Annotated in this window: 23 protein-coding genes; 22 read left to right on the top strand and 1 reads right to left on the bottom strand. The window is 47.3% G+C overall.

Annotation, left to right across the window (positions count from 1 at the left end; translation table 11 throughout):
* The first annotated feature begins 296 nt into the window (after positions 1 to 296).
* The 14 genes from OH459_RS22275 (at position 297) to fliJ (ending at position 15023) form a co-directional block, all read left to right on the top strand.
* A complete protein-coding gene (locus OH459_RS22275) occupies positions 297 to 1427 on the top strand; it encodes a flagellin (RefSeq protein ID WP_005448343.1) in 1131 nt (376 codons plus the stop codon).
* Between the two features lie 79 nt (positions 1428 to 1506).
* A complete protein-coding gene (gene flaG / locus OH459_RS22270) occupies positions 1507 to 1935 on the top strand; it encodes a flagellar protein FlaG (protein WP_005448345.1) in 429 nt (142 codons plus the stop codon).
* A gap of 20 nt (positions 1936 to 1955) precedes the next feature.
* Positions 1956 to 3968, top strand: coding sequence for a flagellar filament capping protein FliD (gene fliD, locus OH459_RS22265; RefSeq protein ID WP_050935327.1), 2013 nt, complete (start codon positions 1956 to 1958; stop codon positions 3966 to 3968).
* Positions 3969 to 4274: a flagellar protein FliT gene (locus OH459_RS22260; RefSeq protein ID WP_005448349.1), complete on the top strand. Its 306-nt coding sequence runs from the start codon at positions 3969 to 3971 to the stop codon at positions 4272 to 4274.
* A gap of 12 nt (positions 4275 to 4286) precedes the next feature.
* On the top strand, positions 4287 to 4697 hold the full coding sequence (fliS, locus tag OH459_RS22255; protein WP_005438665.1) for a flagellar export chaperone FliS: 411 nt from the start codon (positions 4287 to 4289) through the stop codon (positions 4695 to 4697).
* Positions 4698 to 4983: 286 nt separating this feature from the next.
* The gene (locus OH459_RS22250; protein ID WP_005448351.1) at positions 4984 to 6450 is read left to right on the top strand and encodes a sigma-54 dependent transcriptional regulator; all 1467 of its coding nucleotides are present in this window, start codon (positions 4984 to 4986) and stop codon (positions 6448 to 6450) included.
* A 193-nt stretch (positions 6451 to 6643) separates the two neighbouring features.
* Complete coding sequence (locus OH459_RS22245) at positions 6644 to 7681, top strand: sensor histidine kinase (protein ID WP_005448353.1); 1038 nt, start codon at positions 6644 to 6646, stop codon at positions 7679 to 7681.
* Positions 7681 to 9090 (top strand): sigma-54-dependent transcriptional regulator, encoded by a 1410-nt coding sequence (locus OH459_RS22240; RefSeq protein ID WP_005448355.1) that lies wholly within the window; start codon positions 7681 to 7683, stop codon positions 9088 to 9090. The genes OH459_RS22245 and OH459_RS22240 overlap by 1 nt, the downstream gene beginning before the upstream one ends.
* A gap of 126 nt (positions 9091 to 9216) precedes the next feature.
* Positions 9217 to 9528 (top strand): flagellar hook-basal body complex protein FliE, encoded by a 312-nt coding sequence (fliE, locus tag OH459_RS22235; RefSeq protein ID WP_005448364.1) that lies wholly within the window; start codon positions 9217 to 9219, stop codon positions 9526 to 9528.
* Positions 9529 to 9542: 14 nt separating this feature from the next.
* Positions 9543 to 11285 (top strand): flagellar basal-body MS-ring/collar protein FliF, encoded by a 1743-nt coding sequence (gene fliF / locus OH459_RS22230; RefSeq protein WP_269988793.1) that lies wholly within the window; start codon positions 9543 to 9545, stop codon positions 11283 to 11285.
* Positions 11278 to 12333: a flagellar motor switch protein FliG gene (fliG, locus tag OH459_RS22225; RefSeq protein ID WP_005448366.1), complete on the top strand. Its 1056-nt coding sequence runs from the start codon at positions 11278 to 11280 to the stop codon at positions 12331 to 12333. Before fliF ends, fliG begins: the two co-directional genes overlap by 8 nt.
* 116 nt (positions 12334 to 12449) lie before the next feature.
* The gene (gene fliH / locus OH459_RS22220) at positions 12450 to 13250 is read left to right on the top strand and encodes a flagellar assembly protein FliH (RefSeq protein WP_005448367.1); all 801 of its coding nucleotides are present in this window, start codon (positions 12450 to 12452) and stop codon (positions 13248 to 13250) included.
* Positions 13251 to 13253: 3 nt separating this feature from the next.
* A complete protein-coding gene (gene fliI / locus OH459_RS22215) occupies positions 13254 to 14573 on the top strand; it encodes a flagellar protein export ATPase FliI (protein ID WP_005448368.1) in 1320 nt (439 codons plus the stop codon).
* 6 nt (positions 14574 to 14579) lie between these two features.
* Positions 14580 to 15023: a flagellar export protein FliJ gene (fliJ, locus tag OH459_RS22210; protein ID WP_005448369.1), complete on the top strand. Its 444-nt coding sequence runs from the start codon at positions 14580 to 14582 to the stop codon at positions 15021 to 15023.
* Positions 15024 to 15050: 27 nt separating this feature from the next.
* Here fliJ and OH459_RS22205 read toward each other — a convergent pair whose 3' ends face one another.
* On the bottom strand, positions 15051 to 15365 hold the full coding sequence (locus tag OH459_RS22205) for an NIPSNAP family protein (protein ID WP_005448370.1): 315 nt from the start codon (positions 15363 to 15365) through the stop codon (positions 15051 to 15053).
* Positions 15366 to 15627: 262 nt separating this feature from the next.
* On the opposite strand from OH459_RS22205, the gene OH459_RS22200 reads away from it, so the two are divergent.
* The 8 genes from OH459_RS22200 to fliR all read left to right on the top strand — a co-directional run bounded on the left by OH459_RS22200 (position 15628) and on the right by fliR (position 22204).
* Positions 15628 to 17742 carry a flagellar hook-length control protein FliK gene (locus tag OH459_RS22200; protein ID WP_269988784.1) on the top strand — a complete coding sequence of 705 codons (2115 nt, stop codon included), beginning with the start codon at positions 15628 to 15630 and terminating at the stop codon, positions 17740 to 17742.
* A 39-nt stretch (positions 17743 to 17781) separates the two neighbouring features.
* Positions 17782 to 18282 (top strand): flagellar basal body-associated protein FliL, encoded by a 501-nt coding sequence (gene fliL, locus OH459_RS22195; protein WP_009696009.1) that lies wholly within the window; start codon positions 17782 to 17784, stop codon positions 18280 to 18282.
* Between the two features lie 7 nt (positions 18283 to 18289).
* Positions 18290 to 19336: a flagellar motor switch protein FliM gene (fliM, locus tag OH459_RS22190; protein ID WP_005448375.1), complete on the top strand. Its 1047-nt coding sequence runs from the start codon at positions 18290 to 18292 to the stop codon at positions 19334 to 19336.
* A 98-nt stretch (positions 19337 to 19434) separates the two neighbouring features.
* Entirely contained in the window at positions 19435 to 19845 is a 411-nt protein-coding gene (gene fliN / locus OH459_RS22185) for a flagellar motor switch protein FliN (RefSeq protein ID WP_005448377.1), read from the top strand.
* A 1-nt stretch (position 19846) separates the two neighbouring features.
* Positions 19847 to 20260, top strand: a complete 414-nt coding sequence (gene fliO / locus OH459_RS22180; RefSeq protein WP_005448379.1) for a flagellar biosynthetic protein FliO — start codon at positions 19847 to 19849, stop codon at positions 20258 to 20260.
* Positions 20247 to 21116, top strand: coding sequence for a flagellar type III secretion system pore protein FliP (fliP, locus tag OH459_RS22175; RefSeq protein ID WP_017817802.1), 870 nt, complete (start codon positions 20247 to 20249; stop codon positions 21114 to 21116). The genes fliO and fliP overlap by 14 nt, the downstream gene beginning before the upstream one ends.
* Before the next feature lie 27 nt (positions 21117 to 21143).
* A complete protein-coding gene (fliQ, locus tag OH459_RS22170) occupies positions 21144 to 21413 on the top strand; it encodes a flagellar biosynthesis protein FliQ (protein WP_005433008.1) in 270 nt (89 codons plus the stop codon).
* 8 nt (positions 21414 to 21421) lie between these two features.
* Positions 21422 to 22204 (top strand): flagellar biosynthetic protein FliR, encoded by a 783-nt coding sequence (gene fliR / locus OH459_RS22165; protein ID WP_005448385.1) that lies wholly within the window; start codon positions 21422 to 21424, stop codon positions 22202 to 22204.
* Positions 22205 to 22212 lie beyond the last annotated feature (8 nt).

The raw sequence follows: 22212 nt of genomic DNA, 5'->3' as shown, positions 1-22212 counted from the left end.
TATAACCTAAAGGCAAGAACCTCATTGGCTCGTGGTGAGAGATGAGCGAGTAAACCCAGCTTCGGCTGGGTTTTTTTCTGCCTGTTTTGGATTAATAACCCAGCAGCTAGCCAACCCATTGAATATTAGAGATTCATCACATTTCAGTAAGCTAAAGAAAATAATCGCAAAAAATTGAAAATTTCTCCTAAAGGATATTTATAGGTCGCCGTTAAAGGGACTGAGAGAAATGAGATGTACCTAAGTGAGGTGAGAGACACGACGGTGCATCAACTAAAGCCTTAAGGAGATCAATTATGGCGATTAACGTTAATACTAACGTTTCTGCGATGACCGCACAGCGTTACCTAAACCAAGCGGCTGAAGGTCAACAAAAATCAATGGAGCGTTTGTCTTCGGGTTATAAAATCAATAGCGCGAAAGATGATGCTGCAGGTCTACAGATTTCTAACCGTTTGAACGCACAGAGCCGTGGTCTAGACATGGCTGTGAAAAACGCGAACGACGGTATTTCTATTGCACAGGTTGCTGAAGGTGCAATGAATGAATCTACCAACATCCTACAACGTATGCGTGACCTATCGCTTCAATCTGCGAACGGTTCGAACTCAAAATCAGAACGTGTAGCGATCCAAGAAGAAGTAACAGCGCTTAACGACGAGCTAAACCGTATCGCTGAAACAACCTCTTTCGGTGGTAACAAGCTTCTAAACGGTACTTACGGTACTCAATCTTTCCAAATCGGTGCGGACTCTGGTGAAGCAGTAATGCTTTCTATGGGTAACCTACGTTCTGATACTTCTGCAATGGGTGGTAAGAGCTACGCAGCAGAAGACGGTAAAGATGCGTCATGGACAGTGAGCGATAAAACTGAACTGAAAATGACGTACACCAACAAGCAAGGTGAAGAGCAAGAGCTTACTGTCCAAGCAAAACAAGGCGACGATATTGAGCAGCTAGCGACTTACATCAACGGTCAAAGCGAAGATGTAAAAGCGTCTGTTGGTGAAGATGGCAAACTACAAGTATTTGCTTCTTCTCAAAAAGTAACGGGTGACGTTGAGTTCTCTGGTAACCTAGCGGGTGAGATCGGCTTCGGTGACGCAAAAGACGTAACGGTTAAAGACATCGACGTAACAAGCGTTGCAGGCTCTCAAGAAGCGGTAGCTATCATTGATGGCGCACTAAAATCAGTAGACAGCCAACGTGCGTCTCTTGGTGCATTCCAAAACCGTTTCAACCACGCTATCAGCAACCTAGACAACATTAACGAGAACGTTAATGCGTCTAACAGCCGTATTAAAGATACTGACTACGCGAAGGAAACAACGGCAATGACTAAGTCGCAAATCCTTCAACAAGCAAGTACTTCAATCTTGGCTCAAGCGAAGCAGTCACCATCTGCAGCGCTAAGCTTGTTGGGCTAATCGGGTCGACTCAGCCTAGTGATTACGTCACCAAAGCGATAGACCTATCGTTAGCCCATAAGGTGGAAGGGAGATTGTAATGGAAATATCCTCCTACACATCGAACATCCAGCCTTACGGCACACCGAGTGGCACAAAAGTTGCTAAAGAAAATGGCGTAGGCGCGCCAAGCACAGCAAGTTCAAACGGTACCGCTTCGCCTGTAAAAGCGAACGATGCCGAACGCGATCTCTCTGTTCAAGCTGCACTTGAAATGGCGGATACCCGCCAAGAGCTGAACAGAGAAGAACGCGAAAAAATGGTTAAGCAAATGAATGAATTTGTCGACGCCATGAATAAGGGAGTGGCGTTTCGTGTTGATGAAGAATCGGGTCGAGACGTCGTGACGATATACGAAGCCACAACCGGTGATGTTATTCGTCAAATTCCTGATGAAGAAATGCTAGTGGTTTTGCGTCGCCTAGCTGAACACACAGCTAACAGCGGTTTGTTAGTTGAAAAGGTGTAAGTCGTTTTTGAGGTGATTTGATGAGTTTAGGCCCTTTGGGGATGTCTGGCGGCATGGATATCAATTCCATGGTCAGCAAAATTGTGGATGCCGAGCGTGTGCCAAAGCAGCAACGCATCGACAACGAGCGTGCGACAATTGACGCCAGCATCAGTGCCTACGGGCGACTCAGAGAATCGTTGGATACGATGAAGAATCTCATGACGAACTTTCGTCAGGAGAAGGCTTTTGCTGTTCGTACGGTAGATACTACCGACGATGCAGTGGTATCTGCGACCGCAACAACAGACGCTATAGCCGGTAAGTATGCTATCGATGTGTTGCAGCTTGCACAGAGTCATAAAGTGGCTTCTGACGTTTTGCCAGAAGATGCTAAGTTTGGACCTGGTAAGCTGCAGATTTCTCTTGGTGATGACACCTTCGACGTTAATGTCCGTTCTAGTTCTAAGCTAGTTGATGTCGTTCGTGGAATTAACGGCGCTAAGGATAACCCTGGCGTACGTGCTTCCGTTATTAACGACGTAGAAGGGCCGCGTTTGATCCTTGCTTCGAATCTATCGGGCAAGGACCATCAAATTAAAGTCAGTGTGGATGCCGATGCAGGTAACCCGCTGAAACATTTCGAATACAAAACTCTAGAAGACCGAGTGAACGCGCTTGAAGAAGCTCGTGAAGCGGCTGAAGCCGTACTTGGACCTCTAAAAGAACCAGAATCAACACCCGATGCAGACCAACCAGAACAGGTGGATGCAGACGGCAATCCTATACCTCCTGAAGAACAAAAAGCGGCAGAAAGTGCGCAAGATGGCGCATCCGATGAACCGATCTCTGCATCCGGCGCTGCTGCGGCGAAAGCTGGACAAGAAGCGATTGATGCCGCTAACAAGCGTGCAAGTATGCGCCCACAAGACAGCATTCCCGGTTGGACTGAAACGGCTTCAGGAACACTTCTCGATTCTTACCGTCCACCGGAACTCGAACTGGATGAGAAAGCGATTGAGAAAGCGCCAGATGTCCCTGGGTGGGATAACACCGCCTCAGGCACACTCACCGATTCATACGTAACAACGAAAGAAGCGAAACAACAGCTCGAACAAGAAAAAGCGGAAATCGAGCAAAAGATTGCGGATGAAAAACAAGAGCTTGACCAAAAAGTTGAACGAGGTGAGCTAACTGAAGCGCAAGCAAAACAAATTCATCGAGCCAAGCTTGAGCCAGAGGAGCGCGAACGTCTTGAAAAAATAGACGTAGCAGAAGCCAAAATCGCAGAAGCAGAGAAGTCTTTTGAAGCGTACTCGGGCATGATGGAAGTACAAGCTGGGCAAGACTCGCAAGTGATGCTTGATGGCGTTGCACAGCTATCTAGTCACAACAACGTGATTGAAGATGCTATTGAAGGTGTCAACTTGACCCTTAAAGGCAAGTCCGAAGTAGGTAAACCTCCTGCTGAAATCGGCGTAGAATACGACCGCGGCAGCGTGCGTAATGACATTGAAAACTTTGTCTCTGCTTACAACTCGTTCTACCAAACATCGAAAGCACTATCGAGTGTTGACCCTACCACTGGTCAGAAAGGACCGCTTGCGGGCGACAGTACAGTGCGTAATGCCGATGCGAGACTGAAAGCGGTATTCTCAACGGCGATTGACAAAGCACCAGAAGATTTAAAATCCCTGACGGAGTTCGGTATCACGACCACACGCCAAGGCACATTAGAGATTAACTACGACATGCTGGATCGCCAGTTGAACAGCAACTTTAACGAGTTGGAAAAGTTCTTTGGTGGTAATACCGGTTTTGCCAAACGCGTGGAAGACGCGATTCAGGGCATTACAGGGTTTACTGGCAGTATTCGTACTCGTGAAAAAAGCTTAACTGAGCAGAACTATCGTTTAGGTGATGACCAAGCGGCATTAGATCGCCGTATGGATAGCCTTGAAAAACGCACCCACGCTAAGTTTGCCGCTATGCAAGATGCCACGGGTAAGATGCAAGGGCAGTTGGGCGCATTGATGAACGCGTTGGGTCAATAGATGCGAAGTGAACTCATTGAAATTAGTGATATTGATCAACTAATTGCGCAAGAACTAGAAAAAGTCGACTTTAATGCTGAAGAAATTCTTCGCTTGGTCGATATCAGGGAACGGTTATTGCAAAACCTGCTACCCATTGTCGAGAGCAATCCGCTGGTGAAGCAGGAAGCAGAGTGGCAAGACTTGCTCACTCGTACCAAAAGAATTGTTGAGCTGATGCAAAACGAAACCACGAACGTTGGTAAAGAGCTACATAAGTTCCGTTATGGTAAGCGTTCGCTTCAGCAGTACAAAAAATTTATATAAAAGAGGAATACTATGCGCGGTTCTTTGCAAGCATACAAAAAGGTATCAGTCGACAGCCAGCTGAGTGCGGCGTCTCCGCACAAAGTCATTCAAATGCTAATGGCAGGTGCGATTGAGCGTCTGATCCAAGGTAAAGCAGCAATGCAAGCAGGCAACATTCCAGCAAAAGGCGAGCGTCTAGGTAAAGCGTTAGACATCATTATTGCGCTACGCAGCTGCCTTTCAATGGACGATGGTGGTGACATTGCTTCAAACTTAGATTCACTTTACGAGTTTATGATCACTCAGATTTCTGCCGCGAACCACCAAAACGATCCTCAACCGATCGACGACGTTATCGACATCATCCGTGAGATCAAATCAGCGTGGGACCAGATCCCAACTGAGTTCCACAACCTAACTGCTGCAGAAGTAGGCATTTAATAAAGAAAACAATACCTTACTGATTTAGTAGGGTATTGTGTCTGATTGCACATCAAGTCGTTCAGCAAAGTTACAATCAAGCTCACACCTCTTTATTGCTTGGTTGCCTTATTTTTTTATTCAAATAAAATAGAAGTCATTAGTGGCCCTAATGGCTTTTTTTTGTTGCTGATTTTCCTATTTTGTCTATCGTTAATTGAGAGTGGTCCCACCTTTTCTGACACTCAATTGCGCAAATCAAGGTCTGGCCGCAACAACCCCATAATAAAGGCAATCATTCTTACTTATGCAAGGTTTGGCAAAGCTGCTTGTAATCGATGACGACGCACCAAGTCGTTTAAATATAAGCAATATATTGGAATTTGTTGGAGAAAGTTGCGAAGCTGTCAGTTCTGATCAGCTAGGCGATGTAGACTGGTCTAGTGTTTGGTCAGGTTGTATTGTGGCTAACATCTCTGCCGGTCAGGCTGCGACAGCAGTAATGACACAACTCAACGAAGCGTACCATATCCCTCTTCTCGTCATGGGCTCTTTCCCATTGCCTGTTGATGACTTGCCAAATTTTGTCGGTGAATTAGAGCAACCTCTAAACTACCCGCAACTTAGCGAAGCGTTACGTCACTGCAAAGACTTTCTTGGTCGCAAAGGTGTGAACGTTGTTGCAAGTGCTCGCAAAAACACTCTTTTCCGCAGTCTCGTTGGTCAAAGCCGTGGTATCCAAGAAGTTCGTCATTTGATTGAACAAGTATCAGGTACTGAGGCAAACGTCTTGATCTTGGGTGAATCAGGGACAGGCAAAGAAGTGGTGGCGCGCAATATCCATTATCATTCTGCTTACCGCAACGGTCCGTTTGTGCCAATTAACTGTGGTGCGATCCCACCAGAGCTTTTAGAAAGTGAGCTGTTTGGTCATGAAAAAGGTGCATTTACCGGAGCTTTAACGGCACGTAAAGGTCGTTTTGAATTAGCAGAAGGTGGCACGATCTTCCTTGATGAGATTGGTGATATGCCAATGTCTATGCAAGTGAAGCTGTTGCGCGTATTGCAAGAGCGTTGCTTTGAGCGTGTTGGTGGCAATACGACGATCAAAGTAAACGTTCGTGTTGTAGCTGCAACTCACCGTGATCTCGAAACCATGATCGACGATGGCACGTTCCGTGAAGACCTCTTTTACCGCTTGAATGTATTCCCAATTGAAATGCCTGCGCTAAAAGCGCGTAAGCAAGACATTCCTTTGTTGCTGCAAGAGCTAATGACGCGTCTTGAAGCTGAAGGCGGACAACCAATTTGCTTCACTCCTCGTGCTATCAACTCGCTGATGGAACACAACTGGCCAGGTAACGTACGTGAACTTGCTAACCTTGTTGAGCGTATGGTGATCCTATACCCGAATAGCTTGGTCGACGTGAATCATCTTCCGACTAAATACCGCTACAGTGATATTCCTGAGTTCCAACCTGAAGGGAACCCATTCACAACAGTGGAAGAGCAAGAGCGTGATGTGTTCCAAGATATCTTCTCTGAAAACTTCAGCTTTGAAGAGCAGAGCGATCTTGACCACAACATGAATGCACCTCAAGCACTGCCACCGGAAGGAGTCAACTTGAAAGAGTTGCTAGCCGATATGGAGGTCAACATGATCAGCCAAGCGTTAGAAGCGCAAGGCGGTGTAGTGGCACGAGCGGCAGATATGCTCGGTATGCGTCGTACGACATTGGTTGAGAAAATGCGTAAATACAACCTACAGCGCTAGGTTTATCTGATAGCCAAAGTTCACACTTTCAACGGTGATTGGTTATCTTTTCTGATAACGAAAGCACCATTTTCCTAGTGTCAACTTCTTGTCGTTCGCATAACGCTATGATAAATATAGAAAATAGCTTGGTACGCTAATTGCTTACCAAGCTATTTTAGTTTGTAAGTGGCGACAATTCGACAGGCAGTGAATGGACAACAACACTAACCAATCCCATTTAGACTCAGTAGAGAATCAGGTAGAGCGTTATAAACAGGTTCTGGACGTAATGCCGGCTGGCGTGATCTTGTTAGACACGCACGGAGTGGTCCGTGAAGCCAACCCGGAAGCGCATCGAATTCTTGAGATTCCATTAGTCAACGAGAAATGGTTCAACATCATCCAAGCGGTTTTTGATCCGCGTGAAGATGATGGTCATGAAATTTCACTGCGCAATGGTCGCAAAGTGCGTTTGGCCATCTCTGCCTCGGCGACGGGTCAGCTTATCCTGATCACTGACCTAACAGAAACCCGCTTACTGCAATCTCGCGTGAGTGACTTACAACGTTTGTCATCACTCGGTCGTATGGTGGCGTCGCTCGCTCATCAAGTTAGAACGCCTTTATCAAGTGCGATGTTATATGCATCAAATTTAGGTGCGCCGAATCTCCCTCCTGCGACAAGAGAGCGATTTCAGAGCAAATTAATGGATCGACTGCACGATTTGGAGAAGCAGGTTAATGATATGCTGCTTTTTGCCAAAGGTGGTGATAATAAAGTCATTAAGCCATTTAACATTGCTCAGCTGGTGGCTGAATATCAGCCCATGGTGGAAACCGCACTGAAAAACAACAGCATCGATTACTTCCTAGAAGTTGAGGAAGAGCAGACTGAGCTATTAGGTAACGCGAATGCCATTGCTTCAGCATTGAGTAACTTAGTGATGAACGCGATTCAGATGTCAGGCAAAGAATCGCAAATTGATGTCTTTTTCCGCCCGGTAAACGGTGAGCTGCGCATTTCTGTGCAAGACAGCGGACCGGGTATACCAAAAGAACTACAAGCCAAAATTATGGAGCCCTTCTTTACCACGCGTTCTCAAGGAACGGGGTTGGGACTTGCTGTTGTTCAAATGGTTTGCCGTGCCCATGACGGTCGATTGGAACTCATTTCAGAGCAGGGTGATGGAGCCTGCTTTACCATGTGCATTCCGCTAGAGCGAGTGCAAGCACATACTGGAGAATCATAATGGCGCAAAGCAAAGTGCTGATCGTAGAAGACGATGAAGGTCTTCGTGAAGCCCTAGTGGATACTCTGGCTCTGGCTGGGTATGAGTGGTTAGAAGCCGATTGTGCAGAAGACGCTTTGGTGAAACTGAAGTCGAACGCGGTAGACATCGTAGTTTCAGATGTACAAATGGCAGGTATGGGTGGCTTAGCGCTGCTCCGTAATATCAAACAGAATTGGCCAAATATGCCCGTTCTGCTTATGACGGCTTATGCAAACATTGAAGACGCCGTGTCGGCAATGAAAGAAGGTGCGATTGATTACATGGCGAAGCCATTTGCACCAGAAGTCTTGCTCAACATGGTAAGTCGCTACGCGCCAATTAAAAGTGACGACAATGGTGACGCGGTAGTTGCAGATGAGAAAAGTCTGCGTCTGCTTGCTCTAGCTGACAAAGTAGCGCGCACTGATGCCAACGTTATGATCTTAGGTCCTAGCGGTTCTGGTAAAGAGGTTATGTCGCGTTACATTCACAACGCTTCAAACCGTAAAGATGGTCCATTTGTTGCCATTAACTGCGCTGCGATCCCAGATAACATGCTTGAAGCGACGCTGTTTGGCTACGAAAAAGGTGCCTTCACTGGGGCAGTTCAAGCTTGTCCAGGCAAATTCGAACAAGCACAAGGCGGTACCATCTTGCTAGATGAAATCAGCGAGATGGACTTGAGTCTGCAAGCGAAGTTACTACGTGTTTTACAAGAGCGTGAAGTGGAGCGTCTGGGCAGTCGTAAGAGTATCAAGCTTGATGTTCGCGTACTTGCAACCAGCAACCGCGATCTTAAACAGTACGTTTCAGAAGGAAACTTCCGTGAAGACTTGTACTACCGTTTGAATGTTTTCCCAATCGCATGGCCAGCACTCTGCGAACGTAAAGGTGACATCTCGCCACTTGCGCAGCATCTTGCTGAGCGCCATTGCAGCAAGATGGGTATGCCTGTGCCTAAGTTCTCTCAAGTTGCATTAGATAAGCTGCTTCAATACCCATGGCCGGGTAACGTTCGTGAGCTGGATAATGTGGTTCAACGTGCGTTGATTTTGAGTGAAAACGGTGACATAGATGCTGAACATATTTTGCTAGAAGGTGTAGATTGGCAAGATGCAAACAGTCTGCAACATGTTGTTCAGAATGCAGAAATGGTCGTACCGGATGTCAAGCCAGTCGCACAAGCTGAGCCAATCAACCGAGTAGCGTCTGGTGGTGAAGGTCTAGGCGGGGAACTCCGTGACCAAGAATACGCCATCATTTTGGAAACATTGATCGAATGTAACGGACGTCGTAAAGAAATGGCAGAAAAACTGGGTATTAGCCCACGAACTCTGCGCTACAAACTTGCTAAAATGCGTGACGCTGGTATCGATATTCCGGCTTAGTAATCACATAAATAGCCATAAGACGAAAGTGTGGGTAAACTACGGCACTATTGTCTTATGGCACAGTAATTGCTGTGTCAATAATCAGTTTTAGTTAATAGTCAAACTTTTGGCTTAGAGGTGACAATGAAAGTTGATGGTATTCAGGCAGAAATGCGCGCCATGATGGTGGAAGCGAGTAACACTGCTCCTACGGCGACAGGCGCGAAAGTTGGTGCAGATTTTGGTGATCTCCTAACAAAAGCCATCAATAACGTAAACTCACTTCAAAAAGCATCGGGTGACCTGCAAACGCGTTTTGACCGTGGTGATGCCGATGTTTCCCTTTCTGACGTTATGATTGCTCGTAACAAGTCCAGTGTTGCTTTCGATGCCACTGTTCAAATCCGCAACAAGCTCGTTGAGTCCTATAAGGATCTCATGAATATGCCAGTGTAATTTAGGTAATAAGTGTGGCAGACAAGTCTACAGATTTAACCGTCACTGATGGCGGCGCAGATGGTGCACTGATTGCTGGCTCAGATCTGGATGTGGAAAGCCAAAACCCAGATCTTGGAGAGCGCAGTGCGTCAAAATTCGATATGGCAGTAGGCGACCTCGATTTACTTCGTCAGGTCGTGTTAGTGCTGTCTATCTCTATCTGTGTTGCGCTGATCGTGATGCTGTTCTTCTGGGTGAAAGAGCCGGAAATGCGCCCATTAGGTGCTTATGAAACGGAAGAACTGATCCCTGTGCTGGACTACCTCGACCAGCAAAAAATCAATTACAAGCTAGATGGTAATACCATTTCGGTAGAAGCGAGTGACTATAACTCGATCAAGCTCGGCATGGTGCGTGCTGGTGTAAACCAAGCGACGGCGGCGGGCGATGATATTCTGTTGCAAGATATGGGCTTTGGTGTATCACAGCGTTTGGAACAAGAACGTTTGAAGCTCAGCCGTGAACGCCAACTTGCTCAAGCGATTGAAGAGATGAAGCAGGTACGTAAAGCTCGTGTGCTGCTTGCCCTGCCAAAACACAGTGTGTTTGTTCGCCACAACCAAGAAGCGTCTGCTTCGGTATTTTTGACGCTCTCCACAGGTGCGAACCTTAAACAGCAAGAAGTGGATTCTATCGTCGATATGGTCGCGAGTGCTGTTCCGGGCATGAAGACCTCTCGTATTACGGTAACCGATCAACACGGTCGCCTGCTTAGCTCGGGTTCTCAAGACCCAGCGTCTGCGGCTCGTCGTAAAGAGCAAGAGCTAGAGCGAAGCCAAGAGCAAGCCCTGCGTGAGAAAATCGATTCTGTGCTTTTGCCTATTTTGGGCTTCGGTAACTACACCGCTCAGGTGGATATCCAAATGGATTTCAGTACTGTTGAGCAAACCCGTAAGAATTTCGATCCGAATACTCCGGCAACTCGTAGTGAATACGCGCTAGAAGATTACAACAATGGCAACATGGTCGCGGGCATTCCTGGTGCATTGAGCAACCAGCCGCCAGCGGATGCGTCTATTCCTCAAGATGTGGCGCAAATGAAAGACGGCACATTGACTGGTCAGGGTTCGGTACGTAAAGAATCAACGCGTAACTTTGAGCTTGATACCACGATCAGTCATGAACGTAAGCAAACCGGTACGCTGGCTCGTCAAACGGTTTCTGTTGCGATCAAAGACCGCCGTACCGTGAATCCTGATACTGGTGAAGTGACTTATACACCATTGTCTGAATCTGAAATTAACGCAATTCGCCAAGTTCTGATCGGCACGGTTGGTTTCGATCAAAGTCGTGGTGACTTACTCAACGTTTTGAGCGTCAAGTTTGCTGAACCAGAGCTTGAGCAAATGGTTGATCCACCAATTTGGGAGCATCCAAACTTCAACGACTGGGTTCGTTGGTTTGCAAGCGCGTTGGTGATCATCGTGGTTATCTTGGTACTGGTTCGCCCAGCAATGAAGAAACTGCTCAACCCAGCCAACAACGACGAAGACGAAATGTACGGACCAGATGGCTTGCCAATTGGTGCGGATGGCGAAACCAGCCTGATTGGTAGCGACATCGAAAGCGGTGAACTGTTTGAGTTTGGCTCAAGCATCGATTTACCTAACCTTCACAAAGATGAAGATGTACTCAAAGCAGTGCGCGCTCTGGTGGCGAATGAGCCAGAGCTTGCCGCTCAAGTTGTGAAAAACTGGATGAACGAAAATGGCTAACGATATCGTACCTCAAGATGAAAACGGCGCAGGCGTTCCTGCGGAGTTTGATGTCTCTAGCATGACAGGCGAAGAAAAAGCGGCGATCTTGCTGCTCAGCCTGAATGAAGGTGATGCCGCTGGCATTATTCGTCACTTAGAACCAAAGCAGGTTCAACGTGTTGGTAGTGCAATGGCGCGCGCTAAAGATCTGAGCCAAGACAAAGTGTCTGGTGTGCACCGCGCGTTTTTAGAAGACATCCAGAAATACACCAACATCGGTATGGGCAGCGAAGACTTCATGCGTAATGCACTGGTGGCTGCTCTGGGTGAAGACAAAGCAAACAACTTGGTCGACCAAATCCTATTGGGTACTGGCTCGAAAGGTCTGGATTCACTGAAGTGGATGGACCCTCGCCAAGTGGCAAGTATCATCGTCAACGAACACCCGCAGATTCAAACCATCGTACTTTCGTACTTGGAAGCAGACCAATCGGCAGAAATCCTTTCTCAGTTCCCAGAGCGCGTGCGTCTGGACCTGATGATGCGTATTGCCAACCTAGAAGAAGTTCAGCCATCGGCACTGGCAGAGCTGAACGAGATCATGGAGAAACAGTTCGCAGGTCAAGCGGGTGCGCAAGCCGCGAAGATTGGCGGTCTGAAGGCAGCAGCAGAAATCATGAACTACCTAGACAACAACGTCGAAGGTATCTTGATGGAGCAAATTCGCGACCAAGACGAAGACATGGCGACACAAATCCAAGACCTTATGTTCGTATTCGAGAACTTGGTGGAAGTGGACGACCAAGGCATTCAGAAGTTGCTGCGTGACGTTCCTCAAGATGTCCTACAGCGTGCACTTAAAGGTGCCGACGACTCTCTACGTGAGAAAGTCTTCAAGAACATGTCTAAACGTGCAGCTGAGATGATGCGCGACGATATCGAAGCAATGCCGCCAGTTCGCGTAGCAGACGTAGAAGCGGCGCAAAAAGAGATCCTGGCAATTGCTCGTCGTATGGCAGATGCTGGCGAGATCATGCTATCTGGTGGCGCGGACGAGTTCTTATAATCATTTCTTCGTTCCTTTTCTTCCTTTAAGCTGGGGAGAAAAGGAGCAAGCACTTCCTTAAATAACGCACTTTATTTTCAACATAAGTTTCAACATAAACAGATTGTAGGTTAAGCATGGCTGGCGATAGAAAACGTGGATTTATCCGTCCTGATGAAGACGATGCGATGATCGAACCTCAGCGCTGGGGTTTGCCTGATTATGGCGAGCCAAAAGCAAAGCAAGCCAAGCAAACTGCGTTTAACTACGATCCGAGTTGGGTACCAAACTTTGACGAGCCGGAAGAAGAACAAGCGCTTGAACTGACAGAAGAACAGATTGAACTGATCAAGCAAGGCGCTTATCAAGAAGGTCTCTATCAAGGTCAAGAAGCGGGTTTTAAGCAAGGTTACGACAAAGGTAAAGAAGAAGGCGTTCAAGCTGGTCATGCAGAAGGTCTGGAACTGGGCAAAGCCGAAGGTGTAACGGCTGGACAAGAATATATCCAGCAGCAAGTGGAAACCTTTATGAACTTGGCAAACCAGTTCGCTCAACCTTTGGAGTTGATGAATGCTCAGGTTGAAAAACAATTGGTCGACATGGTGCTATGCCTAGTTAAAGAAGTGGTGCACGTGGAAGTGCAAACCAACCCGCAAATTATTCTCGATACTGTAAAGCAGTCAGTTGAAGCGCTTCCAATTTCTGGTCACCCAATCACCTTGCACCTGAACCCTGATGATGTTGCGATCATTCGCTCTGCATACGGTGAAGAAGAACTTGATTGTCGTAACTGGACTTTGGTGGCTGAGCCGTCATTAAACCGTGGCGACGTACAGATTGCTGCTGGCGAATCGAGCATCAACTATCGTATGGAAGAACGCGTGAAAAGTGTGTTGAACAGCTTCTGTGGCGCAAACCGCCATCAAGGGGGCGAGTAATCCATGCAAGCCTTGGCTGACCGTTTAAAAAACTACAAAATCGAAGGGCTAACAACGCGCCCAGTTGCTTCAGGCAAGCTCGTTCGCGTTGTAGGCTTGACCTTAGAGGCGACAGGCTGTCGTGCTCCGATTGGTAGTTTGTGTCTAGTCGAGACCATGTCCGGTCATATGGAAGCAGAGGTCGTGGGCTTTTCTGGTGATAACCTTTTCTTAATGCCGAGTGAACAAATCACGGGCATTTTACCGGGCGCGAAAGTGACGCCCTTAACCAGTGAAGCCGGTTTGCCAGTCGGAATGGAACTGCTTGGGCGTGTGATTGATGGTGTGGGCAACCCACTTGATGGTCTTGGTCCTCTTTACACGGAGCATCGAGCTTCGTTCAATGCCGAACCAATAAACCCCCTAGCACGTAAACCTATTTCTGAGCCGCTTGATGTCGGCTTAAAAGCCATTAACGGTTTGTTGACCGTAGGTAAAGGCCAACGTATCGGTCTGTTTGCTGGTTCGGGTGTTGGTAAATCGGTCACCCTCGGTATGATGACGCGAGGCACGACAGCACAAGTCGTTGTCGTTGGTCTGATTGGTGAACGTGGACGCGAAGTAAAAGAATTCATCGAAGAGATTTTGGGTGAAGATGGACGCCGCCGTTCTGTGGTGGTGGCTGCACCTGCCGATGCTTCTCCTTTGATGCGTTTGAAAGGCTGTCAAACGGCACTGACGATTGCCGAATACTTCCGTGACCAAGGACTAGATGTTCTCCTACTAATGGACTCTCTGACGCGTTTTGCTCAAGCACAGCGTGAGATTGCATTGTCTGTGGGTGAGCCGCCTGCAACCAAAGGTTATCCGCCTTCGGTATTTGCTAAACTGCCAGCGCTGGTGGAACGCGCTGGTAATGGTGGTGATGATCAAGGATCAATTACCGCTTTCTTTACTGTTTTGACCGAAGGTGACGATCTGCAAGATCCGATCGCCGATGCATCACGTGCGATCCTAGATGGTCACATTGTGTTGTCTCGTGAAATGGCGGATGCAGGTCATTATCCAGCCATTGATGTAGAGAAATCGGTGAGCCGTGTTATGCCGCAAATCACCACTGAAGAGCATGTATTGATGTCGAAAGCGGTCCGTCAGGTGTTGTCGATTTGCCGTAAGAACCAAGATCTGGTATCGATTGGCGCTTACAAACCGGGTACTGATCCTGCTATCGATGGCGCGTTTACCCTTAAGCCAAAATTGGATGAATACTTGCAGCAACGCATGAAAGAGTCTGTGCCTTATGACATGTGTGTCAATATGTTGAAGAGCATCTTGGGTGGGTAATAGCGCATGAATAACGCCATGGAGTTCCTACTTGATCAGGCAAAAGAGCGCGAAGACCAAGCAGTATTAGCGCTCAATAAAGCCCGCACAGAGCTAGAAGATTATTACCGCCAAGTTGAGCAGATTGAAAAGTACCGTTTAGATTACTGCCAGCAACTGGTAGATCGTGGTATGGCAGGACTCACTGCGAGCCAATACGGTCACTTGAATCGCTTTTTAACCCAGCTTGATGAAACGCTTTCCAAACAAAAGCAAGCCGAAAGCCACTTTAAAGAACAGGTGGTTAACTGCCAAGATTACTGGTTAAACATGCGTAAAGAGCGTATGTCTTATGAGTGGATGATCGAAAAGCGCGAGAAGGAAAAGCAAATTGCGGAAGCCAAGCGCGAACAAAAGCAGATGGATGAGTTTTCTACCTTACTGTACAGCCGGAAACCGCAACGATTCTAAAGTTCTTACTCTCGATGTTGGCGTAGATTACATTTCTACCGATTCCAACAAGGTCACTTTGACGGAATCTTGCTCAATTAACTCAAACACTTTTGGTCGAATTTCTCGAATCCACCACTCGTTGTAGGTTTCGGCGTAAAGTGATTGGCGTGCTTGTTCACTGTCAAATTCGCGCAGCCAAACAAAGTAGTCATGTCCATCTTCGCCTGTATGAACATACGTGTTTAATACGCGCATGCCTTTGGAGCGTTGATAGGGAAGTAACTCGTCCTTCATCCACGTTAACCATTGCTCTGTTTTACCAGTTTTGATTTTGTATTGGCGTAATTCTGTGACTTTCAAAGCGATTCCTTAAAGGTTGAGCGAGGTTTTTTATTTACTCCTCAACGACTCTGCAGTCAAATTAATAAAGTGACTAGATTTACGGCAAGTTTGATCTTTGTTCCATCCGTATCCCTTCTTTGCTCCGTCAGAAATTCCACACTATAGGTTGGCGTGATTTTTGCAATTTAACCGACAGTATCGGGTCTCATGACCCAAGTTTGCCGCTAATGAGCAATCCGACAGCGCCATGCTCAGCGCTGCCGATAACGAGAGTTTCTATATGAATGTGAATTTATCCAATGTTTCTGCAACCAGTAAGGTCTCGGTTTCCGATTCTTCGAATAAAGTTGCTGCAGAAGACCCTGAAAGCAAAGGTTTTTTTGAAACCTTAGCAGGGGTGTTTACCGATTCACAAAAATCAGAAAAAGCCGTCGCAAAACCTGATGCGTCAGAAGCTTCGGCAGAAACCACAGATGACGCTGCAAAGGTAGCATCGGTAAGCTCAGAAGGTGAGAGCCAAGAAAAAGTCGTGGCAGACGGTGAAAAAACAACATCGTCAGAGTCCACCGATGCGCTGCTGACACATAATCAGTCAACGAAGTCGTCAGAGGGGGCAGATAATGAGCAAGCTGCCAATTCAGAAAAACCAGGCTCGGCAGCAACAGTGGCTGCGGTAAATTCGTCGGTAGACGGGCATGTTGTGAAAAGTGAAGACGGGTCTGAGTCTGTATCGGCTCCGGCTACATCATCAACGACAAGCCAAACTCAAAACGTAAAAGTTGCTGATACAGAACAAGCTCAAAGTGCTCATGTAAAAAACGCGATGGGAGAAGGTGAGCAACTTCTTGGTCGTATAGAACAGGCCAACCAGACTCTTAAACCTACTGAGTCTTCAGTTGATAGCGGCAAAGCCTTGCCACCAGAACTTAATGTTACACAAACAGGGAACGATAAGGCGCAACGTGTACCACTCACTCCTGAGCAGCAGGCGATTCTTGCTGCTGGGTCTGTCCAGCAAGGGGAAGCAGTTTCTTCGACTGGTAATGAGAAGGTCGTATTCGATGCTAATGGTAAGCCTGTCGTCGTTGCTTCTAAAGACATGACTGAGCAACAAGCCTCAAACCTAGTGCAACAACAAACAAGTGCTCAAGCTTCTGCGCAAATTGATTGGAATTCACCTAGTGCGCAAGCTGCCCATACGGAAGCAACGGTGAATGCAACTACGCAAGCCGCAGTGAATGGTCAAGTCGTTGCGCAAGGCGTGCAACCTCAAACAATGCAAGGCGCTGAAGTATTTGCTGGTGCTGAAGCACTAACCGCTTCGGCTGCACTACAACAAGGCTTATCTGGTGACGTAGAAACGGTACCTGTTAAACGAATTACGCTTGATGAGTTACACATCATCGATACCAAACTGGCACAAGGTAAACCACTTTCAAAACAAGAAATTGATGTGATTGAAGGGTTAAAAACGGGTGAGTTGGTTGCGGATATTCCAGAACAAGATCTTGCTCAGTTTGTCGCCTTGCCAAGTGATGTTAAAGCTGCGATGGTGGAGCATCAGGTGGCCCACACTCCGACTCGTGTTGCAGCATCAGCAGTGGCGGCTCAGCAAGCACATCATATTGTTGCTCAGGACGCTAAACACGCAGCCGCACAAGCCACTGCGCAGCCAGCCGTGGCGACCAATGTTGATAAAGCTGCTATGTCAGCTATGCCAGAAGCTTTGGTTGCTGCAAGCATGAATCCGACCGCGCACGCAACATCAAGCGCAGAGTTAAGTAAGAAAGTTATGAACGCGAGCCTTGCTGCCGGTGCGCTAAAAGGAGCAAGCAGTAAACAAGATAAGCCAGAACCACAACATGGACTGGCGGGGCAACTTCAAGCAGCAGCAGGTCAACAAGGTGTGACGGCTCAGCAACAAGCGCGAGTGGATGCAGCTCAACAAGCCCAACTGCCTTTGCAGCTTACCAAAGAGCTCGCTAATGACCAGGTGGCAGAAAAAGTACAAATGATGATGTCGAAGAACTTGAAAAACCTCGATATTCGTCTTGACCCACCTGAGTTAGGGCGCATGCAAATTCGCATGACAATGAACAACGATCTCGCTAACGTGCATTTTACAGTGGCGAATCCACAGGCACGTGATTTGATCGAACAGACAATGCCACGCCTTCGAGAGATGTTGGCACAACAAGGTATGCAGTTGGCGGATTCTTCTGTACAGCAGCAGAGCAGTGGACAGCAGCAAAGTGGTTACGCAAATGCTGAACAGAATGGTCAAGGCGGGCAAGGTCGTGGATTTTCTGGTCAGTCAGATGAAAACTTTGATGCCGACACGAATCTTGATTTGAATGTCGTTTCAAAGCGTGATGGAATTAGTTTTTACGCATAAAATAGCGGTCTAGAAAAAGCAGAACAATAAGAGACAGTAATGGCAGAAGAACAGTTACAAGGTGCGGATGCGCCAAAAGGAAAAAGTAAATTACTGATCATCATTATCGCAGTGGTGGTTTTGCTGGTTGGTGGTGGTGCCGCCGCTTTCTTCTTAATGGGCTCTGATGAGCCAGCGCAAGCGGAGCAGACCGAGCAAGCACAAGCGCAAACAGCGGCTGAGCCGATCGCTTATGTGAATATCGCACAACCCTTTATTTTTAATGTGACGGGCGACCGTCGTGACAGACTGGTACAAATCAAAGCGCAATTGATGGTGCGTGGCAGTGAAAATGAGCAATTAGCTCGTTACCACTCTCCGTTGATTGAGAGTTCATTGTTGTCAACTTTTGCATCGGCAACCGTTGAGCAGCTTCGTTCCCCTACGGGACGTGTTGAGCTGCGTGACCGCGCTTCTGACGATATCAAAGCTGCACTCAATGCTGCTGTTGGTAAGCCAGTGATTGAAAAAGTACTGTTTACAGATTTTGTGATTCAATAGGTAAAACGTGACCGATCTATTAAGCCAAGACGAGATTGATGCGCTTCTGCATGGGGTTGACGATGTCGATGACGTTGATGAACCCATAGATAACGACACCGAAGGTGCCGTCAATTTCGATTTCTCGTCTCAAGACAGGATTGTACGTGGTCGAATGCCGACGCTCGAACTTATCAACGAGCGTTTTGCACGACACATGCGTATCAGCCTGTTTAACATGTTACGTAAAACCGCTGAGGTCTCGATTAACGGCGTACAGATGATGAAGTTTGGTGAATACCAAAATACTCTGTACGTTCCAACCAGTTTGAACATGGTGCGTTTCCGTCCACTAAAAGGTACGGCATTGATCACCATGGAAGCGCGTTTAGTCTTCATCTTGGTAGAAAACTTCTTTGGCGGTGATGGTCGCTTCCACGCCAAAATTGAAGGTCGTGAATTTACCCCAACTGAACGTCGCATCATCCAGCTTCTATTGAAGATTGTTTTCGAAGACTACAAAGAAGCATGGTCGCCGGTCATGGGGGTGGAATTTGAATACCTTGATTCAGAAGTAAACCCAAGCATGGCGAACATTGTCAGCCCGACTGAAGTGATTGTCGTAAGCTCATTCCATATTGAAGTGGATGGCGGCGGTGGTGACTTCCATGTGGTGATGCCGTACTCAATGGTTGAGCCTATTCGAGAATTGCTCGATGCTGGTGTTCAATCTGACAAGATGGAAACCGACGTTCGTTGGAGCTCTGCACTGCGTGAAGAGATCATGGATTGTCCGGTTAACTTCCGCGTTAATCTGCTTGAGAAAGACATCTCCCTACGTGATTTGATGGAGTTGCAACCGGGCGATGTGATCCCGATTGAAATGCCAGAACATGCGACCATGTTCATCGAAGATTTACCGACTTACCGCGTGAAGATGGGACGCTCTGACGACAAGCTTGCGGTGCAAGTTTCTGAAGAAATTGAACGCCCACACGTAGTGAAAACCGATTTAGCCTTCTTAGGTAAAGACATTATGTCTGAGCTTGAGAATGACGACGATACAGACGATTAAGAAATCCTTACTCCCTAAGTCGCAACAGCTGCTAGTACTCACAACAGGGAAAAAGCAAGCTCACAGTGCGCAAGTAAGGTTTAACACAGGACAGAAAAATGGAACCGAGTGACGATCAAAAGCTAGCAGACGAATGGGCAGCCGCTCTTGGCGAGGACCCGTCTGCGCCTTCAATTGATGTTGATGAAGTATTGGCAGCGCCACTGGAAGAGTTGAAAGACACCTCTAGCCCAATCTCTGATGATGAGCGTCGTAAACTCGACACCATCATGGATATCCCCGTGACTATTTCGATGGAAGTCGGTCGTTCGCAGATCAGCATCCGTAACCTATTGCAATTGAACCAAGGTTCGGTTGTGGAGTTGGACCGATTGGCTGGTGAGTCGCTCGATGTATTGGTTAACGGTACTTTGATTGCTCACGGTGAAGTCGTGGTCGTCAACGATAAGTTTGGTATTCGTCTTACTGACGTGATCAGCCAAACTGAACGCATTAAAAAGCTGCGCTAATATGAGTAGTTCAATCAAAACTCGATTGAAGCAAATCACGGGAGCACTTGGCTTAATGCTAAGTGCTCCTTATGCATTTGCTGCCGCGCCAAGCAACTTAGATTTGGCGACGACACTGGGCTCTTTGGTGCTGGTTATTGGTGTGATTCTTCTGCTCGCTTGGATGCTAAAACGCATGCAAGTGCCAGCATTGGGTCAACAAAAAGGGCTGCGTATTATTAGCCAGTTACCGGTTGGTACTAAAGAACGAATTGCGGTTGTTCAAGTAGGAGAAGAGCAGTTTTTGGTTGGTATTACTAGCCAATCCATTCAAACGCTTGCCAAACTTGAAACGCCACTGAAAGAGGAAGAGTTGGCCACCGGTGCTTTTGCTAGCCAGTTCAGCCAGCTAATAAAAAAACATGACAAAGGATAATTCAATCCGCCTGATGTTCAGCGTGTTTGTGCTGATGGTCGGAATGCTGTTTTCTTCACTTTCGTTTGCTCAGGCAGAGGAGTCGCCGTTACCTGCTAACCTCGCTCAAGGTGACAGCGTGACCGTGAAAGCGATGGAAAGTGAATCAGGCTCAAGTCGCACTATGTCAGTGACTAATGGGGGCGGTATTCCTGCTTTCACTATGACCACAAACGCCGATGGTAGCGAAGATTACTCGGTTACCTTACAAATCCTTGCGTTGATGACGATGCTTGGCTTCTTGCCAGCGATGGTGATCTTGATGACCTCGTTCACTCGCATTGTGGTCGTGATGTCGATCTTACGGCAAGCCATGGGTTTGCAACAGACGCCTTCCAACCAAGTCATCATCGGTATTGCGCTCTTTCTTACCTTTTTTGTCATGTCACCGGTGTTAAATGAGATCAACGATAAAGCGGTTCAGCCTTATTTGAATGAACAAGTGACGGCGCGTGAAGCCTTTGATGCGGCTCAAGTACCGATGAAAGCGTTCATGCTCAAGCAGACTCGAATCAAAGATTTGGAAACTTTCGTCAATATGTCTGGCGAAGAGGTGACAAACCCAGAAGATGTGTCGATGGCGGTGTTGATTCCTGCTTTCATTACTTCTGAGCTTAAGACCGCTTTCCAAATTGGTTTCATGCTGTTCTTACCATTCTTGATCATCGACCTAGTTGTTGCGTCGGTGTTGATGGCTATGGGTATGATGATGCTATCACCAATGATCGTATCGCTACCATTTAAGCTGATGCTGTTTGTGCTGGTGGATGGGTGGAACCTGATATTGTCGACACTCGCCGGCAGTTTTGCCCTTTAGATTGGCACAGAGAGAAGAGGGTAAGACATGACTCCTGAAATGTTTGTCGAGCTTTTCCGTGATGCACTTTGGATGGTGCTGATCATGGTCTGTGCCATTATTATCCCAAGCTTGCTTATCGGTCTTGTTGTCGCGATTTTCCAAGCGGCAACCTCTATCAACGAACAAACGTTGAGTTTCTTACCTCGTTTGATTGTGACTTTATTGGCGTTGATGTTATTTGGTCACTGGATGACACAGATGTTGATGGAATATTTCTTCGGTCTGATTGAACGTCTTCCACAGGTGCTCTACTAGAGGCGCATATGGAGTATCCTACCGATATAGTCCTCGACTGGATCGCGAATTACTTCTGGCCCTACACACGTATCTCTGCCATGTTGATGGTGATGACGGTGACAGGGGCACGTTTTGTCTCGCCTCGAATTCGACTCTACCTAGGTTTAGCGATCACTTTTGCCGTTGCTCCGGCGATTCCAGCTGTGCCGCAGGATATTGAGCTGCTCTCTTTTCGTGGTTTCATGACCATTGCGGAACAAATCATAATTGGTGTTGCGATGGGCATGGTGACCCAGTTTATGATTCAAACCTTTGTTCTACTTGGTCAGATCTTGGGTATGCAATCGAGCTTGGGTTTTGCGTCCATGGTCGACCCAGCGAACGGCCAAAACACACCTTTGCTTGGTCAGCTGTTTATGTTTTTAGCGACCATGTTCTTCCTTGCTACCGATGGGCATTTGAAAATGCTGCAACTGGTGGTGTTCAGTTTTAAAACCTTGCCGATAGGTTCTGGCTCGCTTAATGCGGTGGATTTTCGCGAAATGGCGGGCTGGCTTGGCATCATGTTTAAGACCGCTTTGAGTATGTCGTTGTCCGGCATTATCGCGCTGCTTACGATTAACTTATCATTTGGTGTAATGACCCGTGCCGCGCCTCAGTTGAATATCTTCTCGCTTGGTTTTGCGTTTGCCTTGATGGTCGGTTTATTGCTTTGTTGGTACATTTTGGCGGGTTTGTACAGTCATTATGAATTGTTCTGGGCAGTGGGTGAGGAGCAGATTTGTAACCTCATTCGCTTAGATTGCTAGGGGGCTGG

This window comes from Vibrio sp. MM46 (assembly GCF_027587135.1).
Lineage (GTDB): Bacteria > Pseudomonadota > Gammaproteobacteria > Enterobacterales > Vibrionaceae > Vibrio > Vibrio harveyi.
Note: the sequence above shows the minus strand (reverse complement) of the source record. Positions and strands in the feature narration are given on the sequence as shown.